Origin of the sequence: Variovorax boronicumulans, from assembly GCF_040544675.1 — a bacterium.
In the GTDB taxonomy this organism is placed as follows: domain Bacteria; phylum Pseudomonadota; class Gammaproteobacteria; order Burkholderiales; family Burkholderiaceae_C; genus Variovorax; species Variovorax boronicumulans_D.
Map to the genome: position 1 here is coordinate 474,830 of NZ_JBEPKK010000002.1, position 17,729 is coordinate 492,558.

The following is a 17,729-nucleotide window of genomic DNA, read 5'->3' on the forward strand; positions in this document are numbered from 1 at the left end:
GCTTTTCCCGTTCTTCCATGTTCAAACGTTCAAGCCCATCCCGACCCGACGACGACGGCGCCACGCCCGACAACGAACGCAACGCCCGCTTGAAACGCATCGGCAAGTGGGGCGCCATCGCGGCGGGCTCTGGCGCGCTCGTGCTGCTGGTGGCGGCCATCGTCACGGTGGTCGTCATCTACCCGAAGCTGCCCGACATTTCCGAGCTCGCCGACTACCGGCCCAAGCTGCCGCTGCGCGTGTACTCCACCGAAGGCACGCTGATCGGCGAGTTCGGCGAAGAGCGCCGCAACCTCATGCCCTTCGCGAGCATTCCCAAGGTCATGAAAGATGCCGTGCTGGCGGTGGAAGACGCGCGCTTCTACGAGCACGGCGGCGTCGACTACAAGGGCTTTGCGCGCGCCGCGGTGGCCAGCCTCAAGGGCGGCCGAAAGCAGGGCGCATCGACCATCACGATGCAGGTGGCGCGCAACGTCTACCTGAGCTCGGAGCGCACGCTGAGCCGTAAGACCTTCGAGATCATGCTGGCCTTCAGGCTCGAGCAGCAACTCACGAAAGATCAGATTCTGGAGATCTACCTCAACCAGATCTACCTGGGCAATCGCGCCTACGGCTTTGCCGCCGCGTCCGAGGCGTATTTCGGCAAGCCCCTGCAGAACGTGACCATCGCGGAGGCCGCCATGCTGGCCGGTTTGCCCAAGGCGCCCGGAGCGAACAATCCGGTGGCCAACCCGCGCCGCGCGCGGGCCCGCCAGCTCTATGTGATCGACCGCATGCAGGACACCGGCTTCATCACCGCCGAGCAGGCGGCCGAGGCCAAGAAGGAAGAGCTGCATCTGCGCGACGCCGCCGACCCCAACCGCCTGCATGCCGAGTACGTGGCCGAAACCGTGCGCCAGATGATGTACGCGCAGTACGGCGACAGCATCTACACCAGCGGCATGAAGGTCTACACCTCGCTGGTCGCGGCCGATCAGGCGGCGGCTTACAAGTCGCTGCGCAAGGGCATCATGGATTACGAGCGGCGCCAGGTCTATCGCGGCCCGGAGAAGTTCGTCGACCTGCCCGCCGACCCCAAGGAGCTCGACGAAGCAGTGGACGATGCGCTGGCCGAACACCCCGACAACGGCGACGTGATCGCGGCCGTGGTGCTCGAGGCCAATGCCAAGCAGATCAGCGCCGTGCGTGCAAACGGCGAAACGATCCAGATCACCGGCGAGGGTCTCCGGCCCGCGCAGTCCGGCCTGGCGGCCAAGGCTCCGCCCAACATCAAGATCCGCCGCGGTGCCGTCATCCGCGCGGCGAAGACGCCCAAGAACACCTGGGAGATCACGCAGTTGCCCGAAGTGGAAGGCGCCTTCATCGCCATGGACCCGCGCACCGGCGCCATCAAGGCCCTGGTGGGCGGCTTCGATTTCGGCAAGAACAAGTTCAACCACGTCACGCAAGCCTGGCGCCAGCCGGGTTCCAGCTTCAAGCCCTTCATCTATTCGGCAGCGCTTGAAAAGGGCTTCACGCCCGCCACCGTGGTGAACGATGCGCCGCTGTACTTCGATGCGGCCGCCAACGGCGGCCAGCCCTGGGAGCCGAAGAATTTCGAAGGCACCTACGAAGGCCCGATGCCGCTGCGCACCGCGTTGATGAAATCCAAGAACCTCGTCACGCTGCGCGTGCTGCAGTCGATAGGCGCGCCGTACGCGCAAGACTGGATCACCAAGTTCGGCTTCGACAAGGACAAGCAACCCGCCAACCTGCCGATGGGCCTGGGTGCCGGTTCGGTCACACCGATGCAGATGGCGGTGGGCTATTCGGTGTTCGCCAACGGCGGCTACCGCGTCAATCCGTACCTGGTCACGCGCGTCACCGACATGAAGGACAAGATCATCATGGAAACCGAACCGCCGGCGCTCGACGAAGCGCGGCGTGTCATTCCCGAGCGCAACGCCTTCATCATGGATTCGCTGCTACAAAGCGTGGTGAAGGGCGGCACGGCCTTCAAGGCGCACCAGGCCCTGAAGCGCGACGACCTCTACGGCAAGACCGGCACCACCAACGACTCCTTCGACACCTGGTTCGCGGGCTTCCAGCCCACGCGCGTGGGCATCGCATGGATCGGCTACGACACGCCGCGCCAGCTCGGCGTGCGCGGCGAAACCGGCGGCAGCCTGAGCCTGCCGATCTGGATCGGCTACATGCAGTCGGCACTGCAGGGCGTCCCGGTGACCCAGCCGTCCGAACCGGCCGGGGTGGTGAACATCGACGGCGAGTGGTACTTCGACGACTTCACGCCGGGCCACAACGTGGCCAGCCTGGGGCTGGACAACGTCGAGGCGCTGCCGCCGCCGGTGGAAGAACTCACCGGCGCGCCCATCGGCGCACCGCCGCCGCCCGAAGAGCGCAATCGCATCCTCGATTTCTTCCGCTAGCGGCGACGGCCTGGGGGGAGTACGCCGGGGTCTCTACACTCGGTGCCGTCCCCACATCTCCCCTTGGCCGAACGCATTCATGGAAATTCTCACGCTGGTCGCGCTGCTCCTTGCCGGCGCGTACATCCTCAAGTCCAGAGACCAGCGCCAGCGCATCGCGCTGCTGGGAAGCCACCTGGGCAAGTTCCAGATCGAGAAGCTGATGGAGAGCCTGACCCAGGGCTATCTGCGGTGCCTCGGCGAGGAAGACGCCGAACGGCGCAACCAGATCTGGCAGCTGCTCGATTCGACCGAAGAAAAGCTCTCAGCCCAGTTCGACAGCTTCGCCGCCACCTTCGCACGGGTGCCTGAAGCGGACACCCGCATCAGCAAATTGCCCATCGCCATTCCGTATGCCCACAAGCTGTTGCCGTCCGAGACCTTCGACCTGCGCGAAGCGCTGAACATCCATGCGCGCGGCATTGCCGGCGTGATGAAGAACGGATCGAACCGGTCGCCCAAGTCCAAGGCATTCACCATGTCGGCCGAGCTGTTCCTCATGCAGCACACCTGCCACTGGTTCTGCAAGTCGAAGACGGTCGCATCGGCCCGCATGCTGGCGCGGCACCAGACCTCATACGAACAGTTGCTCGATGCGGTGAGCCCCGAGACGCGCCGCGCCTACGGCGCCTTGACGGGCCAGTGACCCATCCAATTCAATGATGTGACAACAGCGGCAGCGTGAGCGTCGCGACCGCACCGCCCAGCGCCGCCCCGCCCCTCCCCGCCGAATTGCCCAGCTCGATGCGGCCGCGGTGCAATGCCGCGATCTCCTTGACGAACGCGAGGCCCAGCCCCGTGCTTTTCTTCTGGCTGTGCGGGCGCGCGAGCGAATAGAACTTCTGGAACACCTTGTCCTGCGCGTACTCGGGAATGCCGGGGCCGTGATCGCGCACGCTCACGCGCGCGAGCTTCGACGTGGTTTCCAAGGTCAACAGCACCTCGCTGTCGGGCGGTGAGAAGTCGATCGCGTTGTCCAGCAGGTTGCTGATGGCGCGGCGCAAGAGGAACGGGTCGCCCTCGGTGCTGGCTTGGGCGCGAATGTTGACCTTGAGGCGAATGTTCCGCTTGGCCGCCGCGGGCTGCGCGCTGATGGCGATGTCTTCGATCAGCGGCGCCAGCGCCACCGGCTCGGTGCGCTCCAGCGCGCGCCGCGTTTCGAGTGCGGTGAGCTCCATCATGCGGTCGACGATTTCCTGGATGCGCTGTGTCTCGCGTTCGATGTTCTTGAGGAAACGCTCGCGCTCCGCATGCGGCATCGATGGCTCCTGCAGCAGTTCGGCCGCGCCGCGGATGGCCGACAGCGGGCTCTTGACCTCGTGCGTGAAGGTCTGCACATAGTCGGCCACGTAATTGCGCCCGGTGAGCGCATCGCGCATTTCGCTGAAGCCTGTGCGCACCGCATCGACCGCGCGGCGCGCCATGCGCGAAGCGCTCAGGCTTTTTTGAGCGCGCACCCAGGTCCAGTAGTCCGAGATCAGACCGAAGGGCCGCACCAGCCACACCGAAACGATCACCGCCAGCAGCAACAGCGCCAGGCCCGAGCCCACGCCCACCCACAGCGTGCGGGCCCGCGCGTCCTCGATGAACTGGCCGAAGCTCTGCACCGGCTTGCCGACGCTGACCATGCCCACGATCTCGTTGTTCCAGCGGATCGGCGCGCCCACGTACATGACCGAGGTGCGCGGGTCGCCGTCGACGTCGCGCGAGGTGCGCGCGCCGTAGAGGCCGCCGAGCGTGCGGCGCACGTCGCTCCATTGCGAATAGTCGGCGCCCAGGTGCCTGCCGAGCGAATCGAACATGACGCGGCCGCTGCGGTCGGTCACATAGACGCGCAATTCGACGCGCCGCTTGTGCAGGTTGTAGATCTGCGCGGAGAACTCGCGCGCATACACCGAGCGAAACAGCGGCTCCAGCCGCGCGGTGTTGATGGCGCCGGCGATCACCTCCTGCTCGACCAGGCTGGCCATGAGCTGCGAGGTTTCGACCAGCGATTCCTCGGCCGACTCGCGGTAGCGCGGATCGATGTCCGACACCACGCGGTACAGCAGAAAGGCAATGCCCGCCGTGTAGATCAGCAGGATGCCGATAAAGATGCGGGTGCGTCGGGTCAAAGCCTGGCTCTCCCCCAGGCTTGCCCACTTCGTGTGGCCTCCAACCCCCTCGCCGGGGGCAATACCTGCGGCCCGGCGAAGCCGGTTCCGCGGTATTCCCCGAAAAGGCAAACCGGGACCGGTGTCATGCCTTCGATGGGAGTTCTTCGTTCAGCGCATAGCCGGTGCCGCGCAGCGTGCGGATCGGCTCCACGTCGGGCGCCACCGCCTTGAGCTTGGCGCGCAAGGTCTTGATGTGCGCATCGACCGTGCGGTCGAAGCTGTCGCTCGCGTCGTCCCAGACCAGTTCGAGCAGTTCGTCGCGCGTGAAAACGCGGCCGGGTCGCTGCACCAGCAGCCGCAAAAGGCCGTATTCGTAGCGCGAAAGCTCAAGCAGCCGCCCGTAATACCGGATCTGCATGCGCTCGTTGTCCAGCGCAAAGGGCATTGCGGGGGTCTGTGGCGCCGCTGAAGGCGCCGCGGGCGAAATTTGAGGGGGTACCCCGGTCCCGGCGGCAGCGGGCGCTGCAGCAGTTCCGGGCGCGGCAGGACTGTTTCTCGCGCTGCGCCGGAGGATGGTCCTCACCCGCGCAACCAGTTCCCGCGGCGAAAAGGGCTTGGCGATGTAGTCGTCGGCGCCCAGTTCCAGACCCACCACGCGGTCGATCTCGTCGCTGCGCGCGGTCAGGAACAGCATCGGGATCTCCGGTCCGCCCTGCGACTGGTTCAGCGCCCGCAGGCGCTTGAAGAGCTCGAAACCGTTCAGGTCGGGCAACCCGATGTCCAGGATGGCCAGCGCCGGCGGCTCCTGCGCGAACTGCGCGATGGCTTCCTCGGCGGTGGCGCACCAGACCGGCGTGAAGCCGTCGCTTTTCAGGACGTACTGCAGTGTGTCGGCGATGCCCGATTCGTCTTCGGCGATCAGGATCCGGGGTTTGAAGCTCATCCGCGAATGTTACCGACGGGGAGGAGGCCGGCGATGCCTGTTCGGGCCGGAGGCGCCGGGGACCGGCGCGGCCTTTCGCGGCTTTTTTTTTGGCGCGGCGCTCTTTGTGTCTTCTATTTCTTATTCTTCTTATTCAAATTAGTAGTAGTAGATAAGGGAAGCCCTCTTCTGTGGGCAAGCCTCTTTTTCCGTTATGTGACAACGACTTGTCACAGCTCTGTCACTGTGCGCAGCTGCGCTTCCGAGGTGTACCGCCAAAAGGGACAACATCGGGTGACCCGTCCGCCCTGTGGATAACCCATGGTTTGTGCCGAAACTCTCCCCAGAGTTGTCCTTTGACAGCCCTCCGCAAATCTGCCAAAGGCGGTTTTCGGTGAAAGAAATTCAGTGCCACTTATTTGGGCAATATGTAGATTTCCTTTTGGAATCAAGCACTTGCAACACCCCTACACGGAAGTGCCGAGGTTATCCACAGAGTTGCCCCAGTTTTGTGGGGAGAACGGGCGAGGAACCTTCAAGGCCCGTGGCAACCCAACGCCGTCCTTCACATTGCGAAAATATCGAACATGACACCTTCAGAAACCAAGGCCATCGTGACCCTGAGCCTGCTGGCTGCCTTTGTCGACGGCGACAAGCACGAACGTGAGCGCGCCGAGATCAAGCGCATTGCGGAGGGCCTGTCGCAAGCCGACGGCGTCAACCTGCCGACGCTTTATCAGGACGTGCTGATGAAGCGCGTGTCCCTGGCCTCGGTGGCGAGCCACCTGGGCAGCAGCGAAGCCCGGCAGCTGGCGTATGAGATGGCGGTGTGCGTGTGCGATGCGGACGGCACCCAGTCGGATGCGGAGCGCATGTTCCTGATGGATGTGCGCACCTCGCTGGGCCTGGACGCCTCGGCGGCGCGCTTTTCCGAGCAGGCCGAGGAAATTGCCGCGGTGCCCGTGGCGGCCCCCGTGGCAACCGGCGCCCTGGCGGCGACCGCGGCGGCGACGGCCATTGCAGCGCCGAACGCCCCCGACAGCGCCGAGCTCGACAAGTCGATCCTCAACGCCGCCATCCTCAACGGCGCGCTCGAGCTGCTGCCCGAGACGTTGTCGACCATGGCGATCATTCCGCTGCAGATGAAGCTGGTCTACCGCATCGGCCAGGCGCACGGCTACCAGCTGGACAGCGGCCACATCAAGGATTTCCTGGCCACCGTGGGCGTGGGCCTGACCTCGCAGTACCTGGAGCAGGCGGGGCGCAAGCTGCTGGGTGGCCTGCTCGGCAAGATGGGCGGCGGCCTGCTGCGCGGGCTGGGCAATCAGGCCGTGAGCTCGGGCATGAGCTTCGCCTCGACCTATGCGCTGGGCCATGTGGCCAAGCGTTATTACGCTGGCGGCCGCACGCTCTCGACGCAGATGCTCAAGGAAGCGTTCTCGGGCGTGGTGAAGGAAGGGCAGAGCCTGCAGACGCAATATCTGCCGGCCATCCAGGAAAAGGCCCGCACGCTGGATGCAGGCAAGGTGCTCTCGCTCGTACGAGGCGCTTGAACAGGCACTCCCCCAGGCTTCGCGCACTGCGTGTCGCTTCGCCAACCCCCTCGCCGGGGGCAACACCTGCGGCCCGGCGGAGCCGGTTCCGCGGTGTTTCCCGAAGGGGAGCGTTGGTTACTAGGCCTTGCTGAGGTCGTCGAGGATGGGGCAGTCAGGACGCGCATCGCCGTGACAGCAATGCACCAGGTGCGCGAGGGTGTTGCGCATCGATTGCATGTCCGCGATGCGCTGCTCCAGTTCGGCCAGGTGCTTCTGCGCGACGCGCTTGACGCTGGAACTCGCGCGCCTTCGGTTGTGCCAGAGGCTTACCAGCTCCGCGATTTCTTCCATCGAAAAGCCCAGGTCGCGTGAGCGCTTGATGAAGCGCAGCGTGTGCACATCGGCTTCGCCGTACTGGCGGTAGCCGCTTTCGGTGCGCGCCACCGCGGGCAACAGGCCCAGCCCCTCGTAGTGCCGCACCATGCGGGCCGACACGCCGGAGAGGCGCGCGGCCTCGCCGATGGCGACCTGTTGTGCCGTCATTGAACGGCGTAGCCCGCGTTCTCTATCGCGGCCACGAGGTCCTTGCGCGGTTGTTCGCTCAGCACGTCGACGTGGCCGGTTTCGAGGTCCACCGTGACCTGCGCCTCGGGGTCCACCGCCTGCACCGCGTTCTGCACTGCGTTCACGCAATGGCCGCAACTCATGCCCGATACCTGGAATTTCTGGCTCATTGTTCTGACTCCTTCTTTGGTGGATGAATGGAATGAGCCGCCAGTCTGAACCCTCTCACGATGTCAATGTCCAGCGAAGGGGCACTTTGAATTCAGCCTTGACCTTGCCATGGTGTGAGGCTTTAGTCTTCGGCCCATGGAAACCCTGCAGCAACATCCCTCGGCAGCCACCGCCACGCTGGACCTCTCGGTCGGCGGCATGACCTGCGCCTCGTGCGTGATGCGCGTGGAGCGCGCCCTCAAGAACGTGCCCGGCGTGCAGGACGTCAGCGTGAACCTGGCCACCGAATCCGCCCGCGTGGTGACCACCGACGGCGACGGCATGGACGCGCGCCTGCGCCGTGCGGTGCGCGCCGCGGGCTACGAGCCGCGCGTGGCTGCTGCTACCGCGGCCGACGAAGCGGCGGCGCTTTCGGCGTGGCACGGCTTCGGTCCGGTGGCCGTCGGCCTTGCGCTGTCGATTCCGCTGATGGCACCCATGCTGGGCGACCCGTTCGGGCAGGACTGGATGTTGCCGCCGTGGCTGCAGCTGCTGCTGGCGGCGCCCGTGCAGTTCTGGTTGGGTGCGCGCTTCTACCGTGCGGGCTGGCACGCGGCCAAGGCCCGCACCGGCAACATGGACCTGCTGGTGGCGCTGGGCACCAGCGCGGCCTTCGGGCTGTCGCTCTGGCTGTGGTGGCGCGCGGCCACCGGCGCGCACGCCGGCCACGGCGAGATGCCGCATCTGTATTTCGAAGCCTCTGCCGTGGTGATCACGCTGGTGTTGCTGGGCAAATGGCTGGAGGCGCGCGCCAAGCGGCAGGCGACCTCCGCGATCCGTGCACTGCAGCAGCTGCGGCCCGAAGTGGCGCACCTGGTGGGTGCGCGCGGCGAAAGCGATGTGCCCCTCGCCGAGGTGATGGTGGGCGACCGCCTCGCGGTGCGGCCCGGTGAACGGGTGCCGGCCGATGCGCGCGTGATCGAAGGGCAGTCCGAGGTCGACGAATCGATGCTCACCGGCGAACCGCTGCCGGTGGCCAAGGGACCGGGCGATGCGCTGACAGGCGGCGCGGTCAACGGCGACGGCCGCATGGTGGTCGAGGTGCGCGCCATCGGCGCCGAAAGCGTGCTGGCACGCATCATCCGGCTGGTCGAGGACGCGCAGGCCGCCAAGGCGCCCATTCAGCGGCTGGTGGACAAGGTGGCGGCGGTGTTCGTGCCGGTGGTGCTCGCGATCGCGCTGCTCACGCTTGCGGCGTGGCTTGTCGCAGGCGTGGGCATCGAGACCGCGTTGATCCATGCCGTCGCCGTTCTGGTGATCGCCTGCCCCTGTGCGCTGGGTCTTGCCACGCCGGTCGCGGTGATGGCCGGTACCGGCGTGGCCGCGCGGCACGGCATCCTGATCAAGGACGCACGCGCGCTGGAGATCGCGCACCGCGTCGACACGGTGGCCTTCGACAAGACAGGCACGCTGACGCTGGGCCGCCCGGTGCTCACCGCGCTGTTGCCTGTGGCGGGTGCCCATGCGACCGACGACCAGCTGCTGGCCACCGCCGCCAGCCTGCAAGGCGGCAGCGAGCATCCGCTCGCGCGCGCCGTGATGGCCGCTGCGGCAGAGCGCGGCCTGCAGGCGCCGCCCCTGGGCGCCATGCAGGCCATGCCCGGCCGCGGCGTGCGCGGTGAAGTGAACGATGCCACCTGGGCCATCGCGAGCCTGCGCTGGTGCAAGGAGCTCGACGCCATGCCCGCGGCCGCCGATGTCGAAGGCCTGCAGGCCCGAGGCGCCACGGTGTCCGCGCTGCTGCGTTTCGACGAAGCGGGCGCCGCGCAAGTGCAGGCCCTGCTCGCCTTCGCCGACGAACCCAAGCCCGAGGCGGCGCAGGCGATCCGCACGTTGCGTGGGCGGGGCCTCCGCGTGGTGATGATCTCGGGCGACAACCTGCGCGCAGCGCAGGCGATGGCGGCGCGCCTCGGTATCGCCGCCGAAGACGTGCGCGCCGATGTGCTGCCGGCCGACAAGGCCGCGCAGGTCGGTGCCTTGCGCGGCGACGGGCATGTGGTCGCCATGGTCGGCGACGGCGCGAACGATGCGCCCGCGCTGGCTGCGGCCGATGTGGGCATCGCGATGGCGCCTTCGGGCGGCGGCACCGACGTGGCGATGGAAGCGGCCGGCATCACGCTGATGCGCGGCGACCTGGCGCTGGTGGCCCAGGCCTTCGAGCTTTCGGCGCGCACGGTGGCCAAGATCCGGCAGAACCTGTTCTGGGCCTTTGCCTACAACGTGGCCGGCATTCCGCTCGCGGCCTTCGGGCTGCTGAGTCCGGTGGTGGCCGGTGCGGCGATGGCGCTGTCGAGCGTGAGCGTGATGGCCAATGCGCTGCTGCTGCGCCGCTGGAAGCCCTGAGCCGTTTCAGTCGACCAGCAACGCCATCATGTGGTCGTCGATGGCCTCCGCATCGCCGGCCCGCTTGTAGAACTTGCGCAGCGTGCCTTCGTGCTCGAAGCCCAGTTTTCGATAGAAGCGCAGGGCGGTTGCGTTGTCGCTCTCCACGCAGAGTTCGATGCGCTTGACGCCTGCCGCCTTCAGTTCGTCGATGGCCTGGCTCACCATCGCGAGTGCCACGCCCTGGCCGTGCAGTGCCGGATCGACCGCCAGCGTGCCCAGGCTGGCCACGTGCCGCACCCGGCCTGGATAGCGCGTGGCGCTGTAGAAGCCCGCGACCCGGCCGTTCAGCTCGTAGATGAAGAAGCGGCGGCCCTCGACCAGCTCCTGGTAGATGGGGCGAAAGTCTTCGAGCGGCATCGGGTCGTAGCCGAGATAGGGCACGACCTTCGCGTGCATGTAGAGCGTGTAGACGGCGTGAAGGTCTTCGGGCGTGGCGAGCCTGCGCATGGATGAAAGTCCAGTAGCGATGGAAGCGCCGAGCATAGCCAGCCTCAGCGCGGCAGCACCAGCAACAACAAGGAAAGCGGCAACAGCACGCATTGCGCACTCCAGGCCCAGCGCAGGCGAAGGCGCGAATCGAGCACCGCGCCGATGGTCCAGAAGCCCGCAACGGCCAGCGCGAGGACTTCGAGGCCGGTGCGGAACGCAAGATCGTCGGCGCCCCACAGAAAAGCCAGCGTCACGCCGATCCATCCGGTGAAGTGGACCGATGCCGAGACGATCTGCGCGCGCGTCAGCATCGGATCGTGGATGCGCATCGCCTCGTCGAGCGAGAACGGCGCTTCCGGAAAACGCGCCGCCACATCGGCCGGCCGCCAGCCCGGCGGCTTGAACCACACGGCGAGCTTGTCGCGCCAACTGCGTGTGTGCCAGCTGTCGCGCACCAGCGGCGCATACGGCCCGAGGATGGCCCGCAGCGGATCGAAGCTCGCCAGCGCCTTGCGCGTGCCGTAGACGCAGCGCTCGGTTTCTTCGGCGAAGGTGCCGAACATCCGGTCCCACACCACCAGCATGCCGCCGTAGTTGCGGTCCACATAGCCGTCGTTCACCGCGTGGTGCACGCGGTGGTTCGAGGGCGAGGAGAACACGCGGTCGAACCAGCCGAGCGTGCCGATGTGCTCGGTGTGGATCCAGAACTGGTAGACCAGCACGATGAGCCCCGCGATGCCGAACTGCTCGGGTGGCACGCCGACCACGGCCATCGGCAGGTAGAAGGCCCAGCCGAGAAGGGCGACGGTGCTCTCCTGGCGCAGCGCGGTCGAGAAGTTGAACTGCTGGCTCTGGTGGTGCACCGAGTGCGCGGCCCAGAACACCGCCGACTCGTGCCCCGCGCGGTGCAGCCAGTAGTCGCAGAAGTCGAACAGCAGCACCGCGCCGATCCATCCGGCGGCGCTGTTCCAGAAGGCGGGCCGTGTCCAGATCGCAACGGCCGGATAAGCCATCGCGTAGAGACCGATCTGGAAAAGCTGCGTGCACACCGCGAGCGCCTGGCTCAGCAGGCCCTGGCTCAGGCTGCCCAGCGTGTCGCTGAAGCGGTAGGTGTTGCGGCCCTTGAACCACCCCCATGCGAATTCGCACGCCATGAGCAGCGCGAACACGGGCACGACGAGAACGACCAGCCGATGCACCGTGTTCTGTTTTCAGCAGGCCTTTGTTGCGAACCGTCGGCGATGACCGGCGCTATGCCGCGCGGCCGGCCACGATCACCGCGTTGGTGCCGCCGAAGGCGAACGAGTTGGACATCGCGTAGCGGATGCCCCTGGCCTCGCGCGCCTCGCCGCGCACGAAGTCCAGGTCGAAGGCGGCATCGGGTGTCTGCAGGTTGGCGATGGGCGGGAGCGACTCGCGCGCCAGTGCGCGCAGCGCGGCGATGAGCTCGATGGCGCCGCCGCCGCCGAGCACGTGGCCGTGAATCGCCTTGGTCGCGCTCACCGGCACGGCGTGGCCGAACACCTCGCGGATCGATGCAGCCTCGGCGGCATCGCCGGCCGAGGTGGCGGTGCCGTGCGCGTTGATGTGGCCGATGTCCGAGGCGGCGATGCCCGCGTCGCGCAGCGCGGCGCGCATGGCACGCACCTGGCCCGCGCTGTCGGGGTTGGTGATGTGCGTGCCGTCGCAGTTGGTGGCATAGCCCGCGAGCACGAAGGGCGCCCCTTCGTTTGCGGGGGCGCCGCGCGCCAGTGCATGCGCTTCGGTTTCGATCACCAGCGCCGCCGCACCCTCGCCGATCGCAAAGCCCGCGCGGTCGCCTGAAAAGGGCCGGCAGGCGGAGGAGGGCGCACCGGCCGGCGGCGGCGCCATCACGCGCATCGCATGCCAGCTGGCCATCACGCCGGGCGTGAGCATGGCGTCGTGGCCGCCGACGATGGCCACGTCGATCCAGCCGCCGCGAATGGCGCGCATCGCTTCGCCGATGGCCACGGCCGAGGAAGCGCAGGCACACGCATAGGCAATGGCCGCGCCGCGTGCGCCGAAGTGCAGCGCAAGCTCCGCCACGGCCGCGTTCGGCATCACGGTGAGCACGGTCGTCGGGCGCACGCGCTTGTGCTCGCCGTAGAGCGCGCTGGTGGTGGTGTCGAAGCTGCCGGCGCCCGCGAGGCCGCTGCCCCAGAAGATGCCCAGGCGGTCGGGGTCCACGCTGTCGGTCCCCAGGCCCGCCTGCGCGGCCGCGTCCTCTGCGGCGGACAGTGCCATGGCGGTGCCGCGGTCCAGCGGCAGGCGCGAGGTGCTGCGCACGCCATTCGATTCGAAATCGCAGGCGGCAACGGCCAGCGACATCGGGTCCATGCCCTCGATCGCCAGTGTCTGCGCGCGCACTACGGAGCGGCCCGTGAAAAGCGCTTCGTCGAAGGCCTGGACGGTGCGGCCGATGGGTGTGATGAAGCCGATGCCGCTCACGCGCAGCGGTACGGACGCGGCCCGTTCCGCAGATGCGGCCAGCACCGAGTGGGCGGCGCCGCTGCTCATGCGAGGGCCAGCTCGGCCGACGACAGTGCCGAAGGCCCGGCGAGCGCGCCGCCGCTTTCGGCGTCTATCACTTCGCACAGGCGCTGCAGCGTGATGCCGGCTTCGCGCGGGTCCAGCCGGTCTTCGGGAATGCGCAGGTGAAAGGCGTCTTCCACCGCGAAGACGAACTCCATGAGCGCGAGCGAATCCAGCCCCAGGTCGGTCAGCACGGTGCCCGGCGAGATGGCGCCGCGCGCCACCTTGAAGTCGGCTTCCAGGATGGCCGCGATGCTGTTGAAGGTGGGCGAAGAAGACGATGGCGATGCGCAAGAAGACATGGCGGTGCTTTCCTTTTTTACAGACAGAGGGGGTGCTCGGGCATCGCGCCATGCGCCAGCGCATCGGCGAACGACACGGTTTCGCGCACGACCTGCTGGCGGTCGTTGTCGATGGTGATCATGTGGTAGCTGTTGGCCAGCACCACGGTGCGAAATCCGCGGCAGCGCAGGCCCCGCGCGAGGATGTCCAGGTTGCTCACGCTGGCCACCTCGTCCTGCTGGGCATGCAGTGCGAGCACGTGGTCGCATTGCACGTTGTGCAGGTTGCGGCGCACATGGCGCATGAGCCGGTCGTGCTCGCGCAGGTGGCCCACGCCGATCACCGAGCTGCCGGCGCGCGAGATCTTGCGGTGGCGCAGCTCGCGCTCGATCCAGCTGCGCACGCGCTCGTTCTTCACGCCGTAGGGCGGGCGCTCGCGGTACTGCCAGAAGCGCCCCAGCGGCGTGTAGAAGGCCAGCGGCAGCAGGCACTGGGTGCGCGGAATGGCCCAGCCGTCGAAGCGCAGCGTGGTCGACATCAGCACCAGCGCATCCACCTCGCGGCCGCAGCGCACGGCCGCGCCCAGCGCCAGCGAGGAGCCCGCCGAGATGCCCACCAGCATCACGCGCAGGTGCTCCCGGCGCAACGCCGAAACCTGCGCCTGGATGGTGTCGATCCAGCGTTCGTAGGGCACGGCCTGCTGCATCGGCGCAGCGGCGTCGAAGGAGTAGCCGGGTATCGACATCGGGTGCACCGCATAGCCCCGCGCACGCAAGGCCGATTGCACGGTCAGCAGCTCGTCAGGTGTGCTGCATAAACCATGGAGCAGGACCACCGCGGTGCGTTGCACCGCGGGAGGGACCATGCTCAGTTGATCGGACGGATCGCGCGCGCTCATCGCGTGGTGCAGGCCATGAAAGTGGCCTGTGTCGGATGCTGCTGTCGTATGCTCATGCCGCGTTTATCGCTGCGAGCCACTGACCTGCCGCTGACCCTTTTTTTCACCTGGGCAGTCACCAATCGAGTCATACACACCATGCGAATCCTGCTTGTCGAAGACGACGCCGTCCTGCGCGACGTGATGCTGCGCAGCCTGGCCGATGCGGGCCACCGGGTCGACGTGTCGACCAACGTCGAAGACGCCGACCACCTCTGGCGGGTGCAGCCCTTCGATGCGGTGCTGCTCGACCTGAACCTGCCGGCCACCGCCAGCCCGACCAGCGGCCTGGCAAGCGGCCTCACCGCGCTGCGGCAGGCACGCGCGCGCGGCGACCGCACGCCGGTGCTGGTGCTCACCGCGCGCGGCCGCACCGAAGAACGCATTGCGGGCCTGGATGCGGGCGCCGACGACTACCTGGGCAAGCCTTTCGACCTGGCCGAAGTCGAAGCGCGCCTGCGTGCGCTGGTGCGGCGCGCCAAGGGCACCGAAGACATCGTGCTGCTGGGCCAACTCAAGCTGGACCGCAAGGCGCGGCGCTTCTCCACCGCGGGCGGTCCGCTCGACCTGCCGGCGCGCGAATTCGAAGTGCTGTGGGAGCTGATGAGCCCGCCGGGCCGCACGGTGAGCAAGCGCGCGCTGTCCGACAAGCTCTCCAGCTTCGACGAATCGCTGGGCGACAACGCGCTGGAGGCCTTCATCTCGCGGCTGCGCAAGAAGCTCGCCGGCACCGGCGCGAGCATTCGCACGCTGCGCGGCATCGGCTATCTGCTCGAAGCCGAGGTGTGACGCACGACGCCAAGGCCCCCGTGGCGCCCACGGCCCCCGTCGCGCCCTCGCTCACGCGGCGGGTGCTGCGCAATGTGCTGCTGCCGCTGGCGCTCACATGGATGATCGGCGCGGTGATCGCGCTGGTCATTGCCAACTACTTTTCCGAACAGGCCTTCGACCGCGGCATGCTCGACGACGCCTATGCGCTGTCGGCCAATGTGCAGGCCGGGGAGCGCGGCATCGAGCTGCTGCTGTCGCCGCGCGAAGTGGCGACGGTGCTCTTCGACCAGGTCGACAAGGTCTACTTCTCGGTGCAGCGGCTGGACGGCACCTTGATCTCGGGCCAGTCCGACCTCCGCGCGCCGCTGCCCGCCGGCGATGCGCGCTACCGGTTCTCCGACCTGGACTACCAGGGCAAGGCGATGCGCGCGGTGGTGCTGGAGCACGATGCCGAGCCCGGCATCGGCATGCCCTACCGCGTGGTGATCGCGCAGACCACGCTCAGCCGCACGGCGCTGGTGCGGCAGCTGCTGGGCTTTGCGCTGGCGCCGCAGATCCTGCTTCTGGTGTTGCTCGCCGTGTGGCTCTGGTACGGCATCCGCAGCGACCTGCGTCCGCTGGCCGACCTGCAGCAGGCGCTGGACCGGCGCGATGTGCGCGACCTGTCGCCGGTGGCGGTGGCGCAAACGTCCCGCGAGCTGCAGCGCCTGGGCAATGCGGTCAATGCGCTGTTCGACCGGCTGGGCCACAGCCTGCAGGCGCAGCGCGAGTTCGTGGGCAATGTGGCGCACGAGCTGCGCACGCCGCTCGCGGGCATTCGCGCACTGGCCGAGTACGGCCTGGCGCAGCACGATTCCAGGGTATGGCGGGAGCAGCTCGTGCGGGTGTCCGAGCGCCAGGCGCGCGCCAGCCATCTGATCGACCAGCTGCTCGCGCTCGCGCTGGCCGAAGAGGCGCGCACCGGCCTCGCACGCCAGCCGGTGCGGCTCGATGTGCTGGCCGAGCAGACGGTGCTGCGCCACCTGGGGCGCGCGGATGCGCGGGGTGTGGACCTCGGTGCGCGCGGCCTGGACGACGGCGTCACCGTGCTGGCCAACGAGGCGCTGGTCGAAGGCATCCTGGACAACCTGATCGACAACGCGCTGCGCTACGGCGGCCGCACGATCACGGTCGAGCTGGCCGGCCGCACGCTGAGCGTGATCGACGACGGCCCGGGCATTCCGCTGGATGCGCAGCGCGACCTGATGCAGCGTTGGGCGCAAGGTCCGGCCGGCGAGAAGCTGGGGCAGGGCTCGGGGCTGGGGCTGTCGATCGTGTCGCGCTACGCCGAGCTGCTGGGCGCCGAACTGCGCATTGAAGCGGCGGAGCCTACGGGCCTGCGCGTGAGCGTGGCCTTCGGCGAGGTGGCGTAGCGCTGTCTTGCGCCTTCCCCTCCCGGGGGAAGGCGGGGATGGGGGCTTGCGGCGCTTGAGAAGGCTGTGCGTGCGTGGAGGCCGATGCCCCCACCCCAGCCCTCCCCCGGGAGGGGAGGGAGCAAGACCGATGCTCACTTCAACGGCTTGCGCAGGAACACGCGCGTGCGTTCCGCGAGCACCGCGCGCTTGTATTCGACATAGCCGATGCGCTCGTAGAGCGCGCGGTTCTCGCTCATCTTCTCGTTGGTGAAAAGGTAGATCGAATCGTGGCCCTGCCGCAGTGCTTCGCGTTCGGCGAGTTCAAGCAACGCGCGGCCCGCGCCGGTGCCCTGGTGCTGCGGCCGCACCGCGATCACGTCGATCAGGAAGCCTTCTTCGGTGATGTCGAGCACCAGTGCGGCGATGGTTTCGCCTTGCTGCGTGGCGACCCAGACCTGCGCGTGCGCGATGGCGGCGGCGTAGTCCCTGGTCATAGGGATTGGCGTGAGGCCCAGGCGCGGAATGTAGTGGGCGAAGGCTTCGACGGCGCACGCGCTGACGGACGCGGCATCGGCCGCGTCGGCCCGTCTCAGCGTCCACGGGGCGGTGCTGCGGCTCATGCGTCGAACTCCACTTCGCCCTCGATCTCGACCGGGATGTTGAACGGCAGTTCCGCCATGCCCACCGCGCTGCGCGCATGCGCGCCCACGTCGGGGCCGAAGAGTTCGAGGATCAGGTCGGAGAAGCCGTTGATGACCGCGGGCTGTTTGTCGAAGCCGGGCGCGGAAGCCACCATGCCGAACACGCGCGTCCAGGCGGTGATGCGGTCCAGGTCTCCGAGGGCGCGTTGCAGGCTGCCGAGCATGGCGAGCGCCGTGAGCCGGGCCGCTGCGTAGCCTTGCTCGACGCTGAGGTCATGGCCCAGCTTGCCCAGCGGCACGGCGAGGGTGCCGTCCGGGTTGAGCGGGCCGTGGCCGGAGATGAGTGCGCGCCGCCCGGCGATGCGCACGAAATCGAAAGGCAGCATCACGCCCGGCGGCGGCATGATGGACGGTGGCAGCGCGAGGCCGAGTGCTGCCAGTCGTTGCGCGATGCGGGCCATGGCGTTTTCTCCTGCGGCGGACTGAAAAAAGTCCGCCGCATCTTGCCATGGCTCAGGGTGCGCGCGTGCCGTGCGGAATGCTTG

Annotated in this window: 17 protein-coding genes; 6 read left to right on the plus strand and 11 right to left on the minus strand. The window is 67.7% G+C overall.

Annotated elements, in window-relative coordinates; genetic code table 11:
• The first annotated feature begins 17 nt into the window (after window positions 1-17).
• Window positions 18-2,426 carry a penicillin-binding protein 1A gene (locus ABIC90_RS05260; protein ID WP_354353000.1) on the plus strand — a complete coding sequence of 803 codons (2,409 nt, stop codon included), beginning with the start codon at window positions 18-20 and terminating at the stop codon, window positions 2,424-2,426.
• A gap of 79 nt (window positions 2,427-2,505) precedes the next feature.
• The gene (locus ABIC90_RS05265; protein WP_354353001.1) at window positions 2,506-3,111 is read left to right on the plus strand and encodes a hypothetical protein; all 606 of its coding nucleotides are present in this window, start codon (window positions 2,506-2,508) and stop codon (window positions 3,109-3,111) included.
• Window positions 3,112-3,121: 10 nt separating this feature from the next.
• Here ABIC90_RS05265 and creC read toward each other — a convergent pair whose 3' ends face one another.
• Both creC and creB read right to left on the minus strand, forming a co-directional pair.
• On the minus strand, window positions 3,122-4,579 hold the full coding sequence (gene creC / locus ABIC90_RS05270; protein WP_354353002.1) for a two-component system sensor histidine kinase CreC: 1,458 nt from the start codon (window positions 4,577-4,579) through the stop codon (window positions 3,122-3,124).
• Window positions 4,580-4,703: 124 nt separating this feature from the next.
• Window positions 4,704-5,504 carry a two-component system response regulator CreB gene (gene creB, locus ABIC90_RS05275; protein ID WP_354353003.1) on the minus strand — a complete coding sequence of 267 codons (801 nt, stop codon included), beginning with the start codon at window positions 5,502-5,504 and terminating at the stop codon, window positions 4,704-4,706.
• Window positions 5,505-6,070: 566 nt separating this feature from the next.
• Here creB and ABIC90_RS05280 point away from each other — a divergent pair.
• Complete coding sequence (locus ABIC90_RS05280; RefSeq protein WP_354353004.1) at window positions 6,071-7,036, plus strand: YcjF family protein; 966 nt, start codon at window positions 6,071-6,073, stop codon at window positions 7,034-7,036.
• A gap of 120 nt (window positions 7,037-7,156) precedes the next feature.
• Here the strand turns inward: ABIC90_RS05280 and cueR are convergent, their stop codons facing one another.
• Together cueR and ABIC90_RS05290 are read right to left on the minus strand one after the other, a co-directional pair.
• Window positions 7,157-7,561 carry a Cu(I)-responsive transcriptional regulator gene (gene cueR / locus ABIC90_RS05285; RefSeq protein ID WP_354353005.1) on the minus strand — a complete coding sequence of 135 codons (405 nt, stop codon included), beginning with the start codon at window positions 7,559-7,561 and terminating at the stop codon, window positions 7,157-7,159.
• The gene (locus ABIC90_RS05290) at window positions 7,558-7,752 is read right to left on the minus strand and encodes a heavy-metal-associated domain-containing protein (protein ID WP_354353006.1); all 195 of its coding nucleotides are present in this window, start codon (window positions 7,750-7,752) and stop codon (window positions 7,558-7,560) included. The genes cueR and ABIC90_RS05290 overlap by 4 nt, the downstream gene beginning before the upstream one ends.
• 136 nt (window positions 7,753-7,888) lie before the next feature.
• Here ABIC90_RS05290 and ABIC90_RS05295 point away from each other — a divergent pair, with 136 nt between their 5' ends.
• On the plus strand, window positions 7,889-10,135 hold the full coding sequence (locus ABIC90_RS05295) for a heavy metal translocating P-type ATPase (protein WP_354353007.1): 2,247 nt from the start codon (window positions 7,889-7,891) through the stop codon (window positions 10,133-10,135).
• A 6-nt stretch (window positions 10,136-10,141) separates the two neighbouring features.
• On the opposite strand, the gene ABIC90_RS05300 is transcribed toward ABIC90_RS05295, so the two are convergent.
• From ABIC90_RS05300 to ABIC90_RS05320, 5 genes are read right to left on the minus strand one after another with little or no spacing between them, the layout of a single operon-like run.
• The gene (locus ABIC90_RS05300) at window positions 10,142-10,624 is read right to left on the minus strand and encodes a GNAT family N-acetyltransferase (RefSeq protein ID WP_354353008.1); all 483 of its coding nucleotides are present in this window, start codon (window positions 10,622-10,624) and stop codon (window positions 10,142-10,144) included.
• 44 nt (window positions 10,625-10,668) lie between these two features.
• The gene (locus ABIC90_RS05305; RefSeq protein WP_354353009.1) at window positions 10,669-11,805 is read right to left on the minus strand and encodes a sterol desaturase family protein; all 1,137 of its coding nucleotides are present in this window, start codon (window positions 11,803-11,805) and stop codon (window positions 10,669-10,671) included.
• 52 nt (window positions 11,806-11,857) lie between these two features.
• Entirely contained in the window at window positions 11,858-13,144 is a 1,287-nt protein-coding gene (locus ABIC90_RS05310; RefSeq protein ID WP_354353010.1) for a beta-ketoacyl-[acyl-carrier-protein] synthase family protein, read from the minus strand.
• On the minus strand, window positions 13,141-13,461 hold the full coding sequence (locus ABIC90_RS05315; protein ID WP_354353011.1) for a phosphopantetheine-binding protein: 321 nt from the start codon (window positions 13,459-13,461) through the stop codon (window positions 13,141-13,143). Before ABIC90_RS05315 ends, ABIC90_RS05310 begins: the two co-directional genes overlap by 4 nt.
• 17 nt (window positions 13,462-13,478) lie before the next feature.
• A complete protein-coding gene (locus ABIC90_RS05320; RefSeq protein WP_354353012.1) occupies window positions 13,479-14,339 on the minus strand; it encodes an alpha/beta hydrolase in 861 nt (286 codons plus the stop codon).
• 138 nt (window positions 14,340-14,477) lie between these two features.
• Here ABIC90_RS05320 and ABIC90_RS05325 point away from each other — a divergent pair, with 138 nt between their 5' ends.
• Both ABIC90_RS05325 and ABIC90_RS05330 read left to right on the plus strand, forming a co-directional pair.
• On the plus strand, window positions 14,478-15,167 hold the full coding sequence (locus tag ABIC90_RS05325) for a response regulator transcription factor (protein WP_354353013.1): 690 nt from the start codon (window positions 14,478-14,480) through the stop codon (window positions 15,165-15,167).
• Window positions 15,164-16,561 carry a sensor histidine kinase gene (locus tag ABIC90_RS05330; protein WP_354353014.1) on the plus strand — a complete coding sequence of 466 codons (1,398 nt, stop codon included), beginning with the start codon at window positions 15,164-15,166 and terminating at the stop codon, window positions 16,559-16,561. The genes ABIC90_RS05325 and ABIC90_RS05330 overlap by 4 nt, the downstream gene beginning before the upstream one ends.
• A gap of 134 nt (window positions 16,562-16,695) precedes the next feature.
• Here the strand turns inward: ABIC90_RS05330 and ABIC90_RS05335 are convergent, their stop codons facing one another.
• Together ABIC90_RS05335 and ABIC90_RS05340 are read right to left on the minus strand one after the other, a co-directional pair.
• The gene (locus ABIC90_RS05335) at window positions 16,696-17,163 is read right to left on the minus strand and encodes a GNAT family N-acetyltransferase (protein WP_354353015.1); all 468 of its coding nucleotides are present in this window, start codon (window positions 17,161-17,163) and stop codon (window positions 16,696-16,698) included.
• Complete coding sequence (locus ABIC90_RS05340) at window positions 17,160-17,645, minus strand: RidA family protein (RefSeq protein ID WP_354353016.1); 486 nt, start codon at window positions 17,643-17,645, stop codon at window positions 17,160-17,162. The genes ABIC90_RS05335 and ABIC90_RS05340 overlap by 4 nt, the downstream gene beginning before the upstream one ends.
• Window positions 17,646-17,729: the final 84 nt, after the last annotated feature.

What these genes read in the sequence shown, in the direction of transcription:
- ABIC90_RS05260 (WP_354353000.1), top strand. Translation starts at nt 18, where the DNA reads ATGTTCAAACGTTCAAGCCCATCCCGACCCGACGACGACGGCGCCACG.
- ABIC90_RS05290 (WP_354353006.1), bottom strand. Translation starts at nt 7,752, where the DNA reads ATGAGCCAGAAATTCCAGGTATCGGGCATGAGTTGCGGCCATTGCGTG.
- ABIC90_RS05265 (WP_354353001.1), top strand. Translation starts at nt 2,506, where the DNA reads ATGGAAATTCTCACGCTGGTCGCGCTGCTCCTTGCCGGCGCGTACATC.
- ABIC90_RS05295 (WP_354353007.1), top strand. Translation starts at nt 7,889, where the DNA reads ATGGAAACCCTGCAGCAACATCCCTCGGCAGCCACCGCCACGCTGGAC.
- ABIC90_RS05335 (WP_354353015.1), bottom strand. Translation starts at nt 17,163, where the DNA reads ATGAGCCGCAGCACCGCCCCGTGGACGCTGAGACGGGCCGACGCGGCC.
- ABIC90_RS05300 (WP_354353008.1), bottom strand. Translation starts at nt 10,624, where the DNA reads ATGCGCAGGCTCGCCACGCCCGAAGACCTTCACGCCGTCTACACGCTC.
- ABIC90_RS05315 (WP_354353011.1), bottom strand. Translation starts at nt 13,461, where the DNA reads ATGTCTTCTTGCGCATCGCCATCGTCTTCTTCGCCCACCTTCAACAGC.
- cueR (WP_354353005.1), bottom strand. Translation starts at nt 7,561, where the DNA reads ATGACGGCACAACAGGTCGCCATCGGCGAGGCCGCGCGCCTCTCCGGC.
- ABIC90_RS05320 (WP_354353012.1), bottom strand. Translation starts at nt 14,339, where the DNA reads ATGAGCGCGCGCGATCCGTCCGATCAACTGAGCATGGTCCCTCCCGCG.
- creB (WP_354353003.1), bottom strand. Translation starts at nt 5,504, where the DNA reads ATGAGCTTCAAACCCCGGATCCTGATCGCCGAAGACGAATCGGGCATC.
- ABIC90_RS05325 (WP_354353013.1), top strand. Translation starts at nt 14,478, where the DNA reads ATGCGAATCCTGCTTGTCGAAGACGACGCCGTCCTGCGCGACGTGATG.
- ABIC90_RS05310 (WP_354353010.1), bottom strand. Translation starts at nt 13,144, where the DNA reads ATGAGCAGCGGCGCCGCCCACTCGGTGCTGGCCGCATCTGCGGAACGG.
- ABIC90_RS05280 (WP_354353004.1), top strand. Translation starts at nt 6,071, where the DNA reads ATGACACCTTCAGAAACCAAGGCCATCGTGACCCTGAGCCTGCTGGCT.
- ABIC90_RS05340 (WP_354353016.1), bottom strand. Translation starts at nt 17,645, where the DNA reads ATGGCCCGCATCGCGCAACGACTGGCAGCACTCGGCCTCGCGCTGCCA.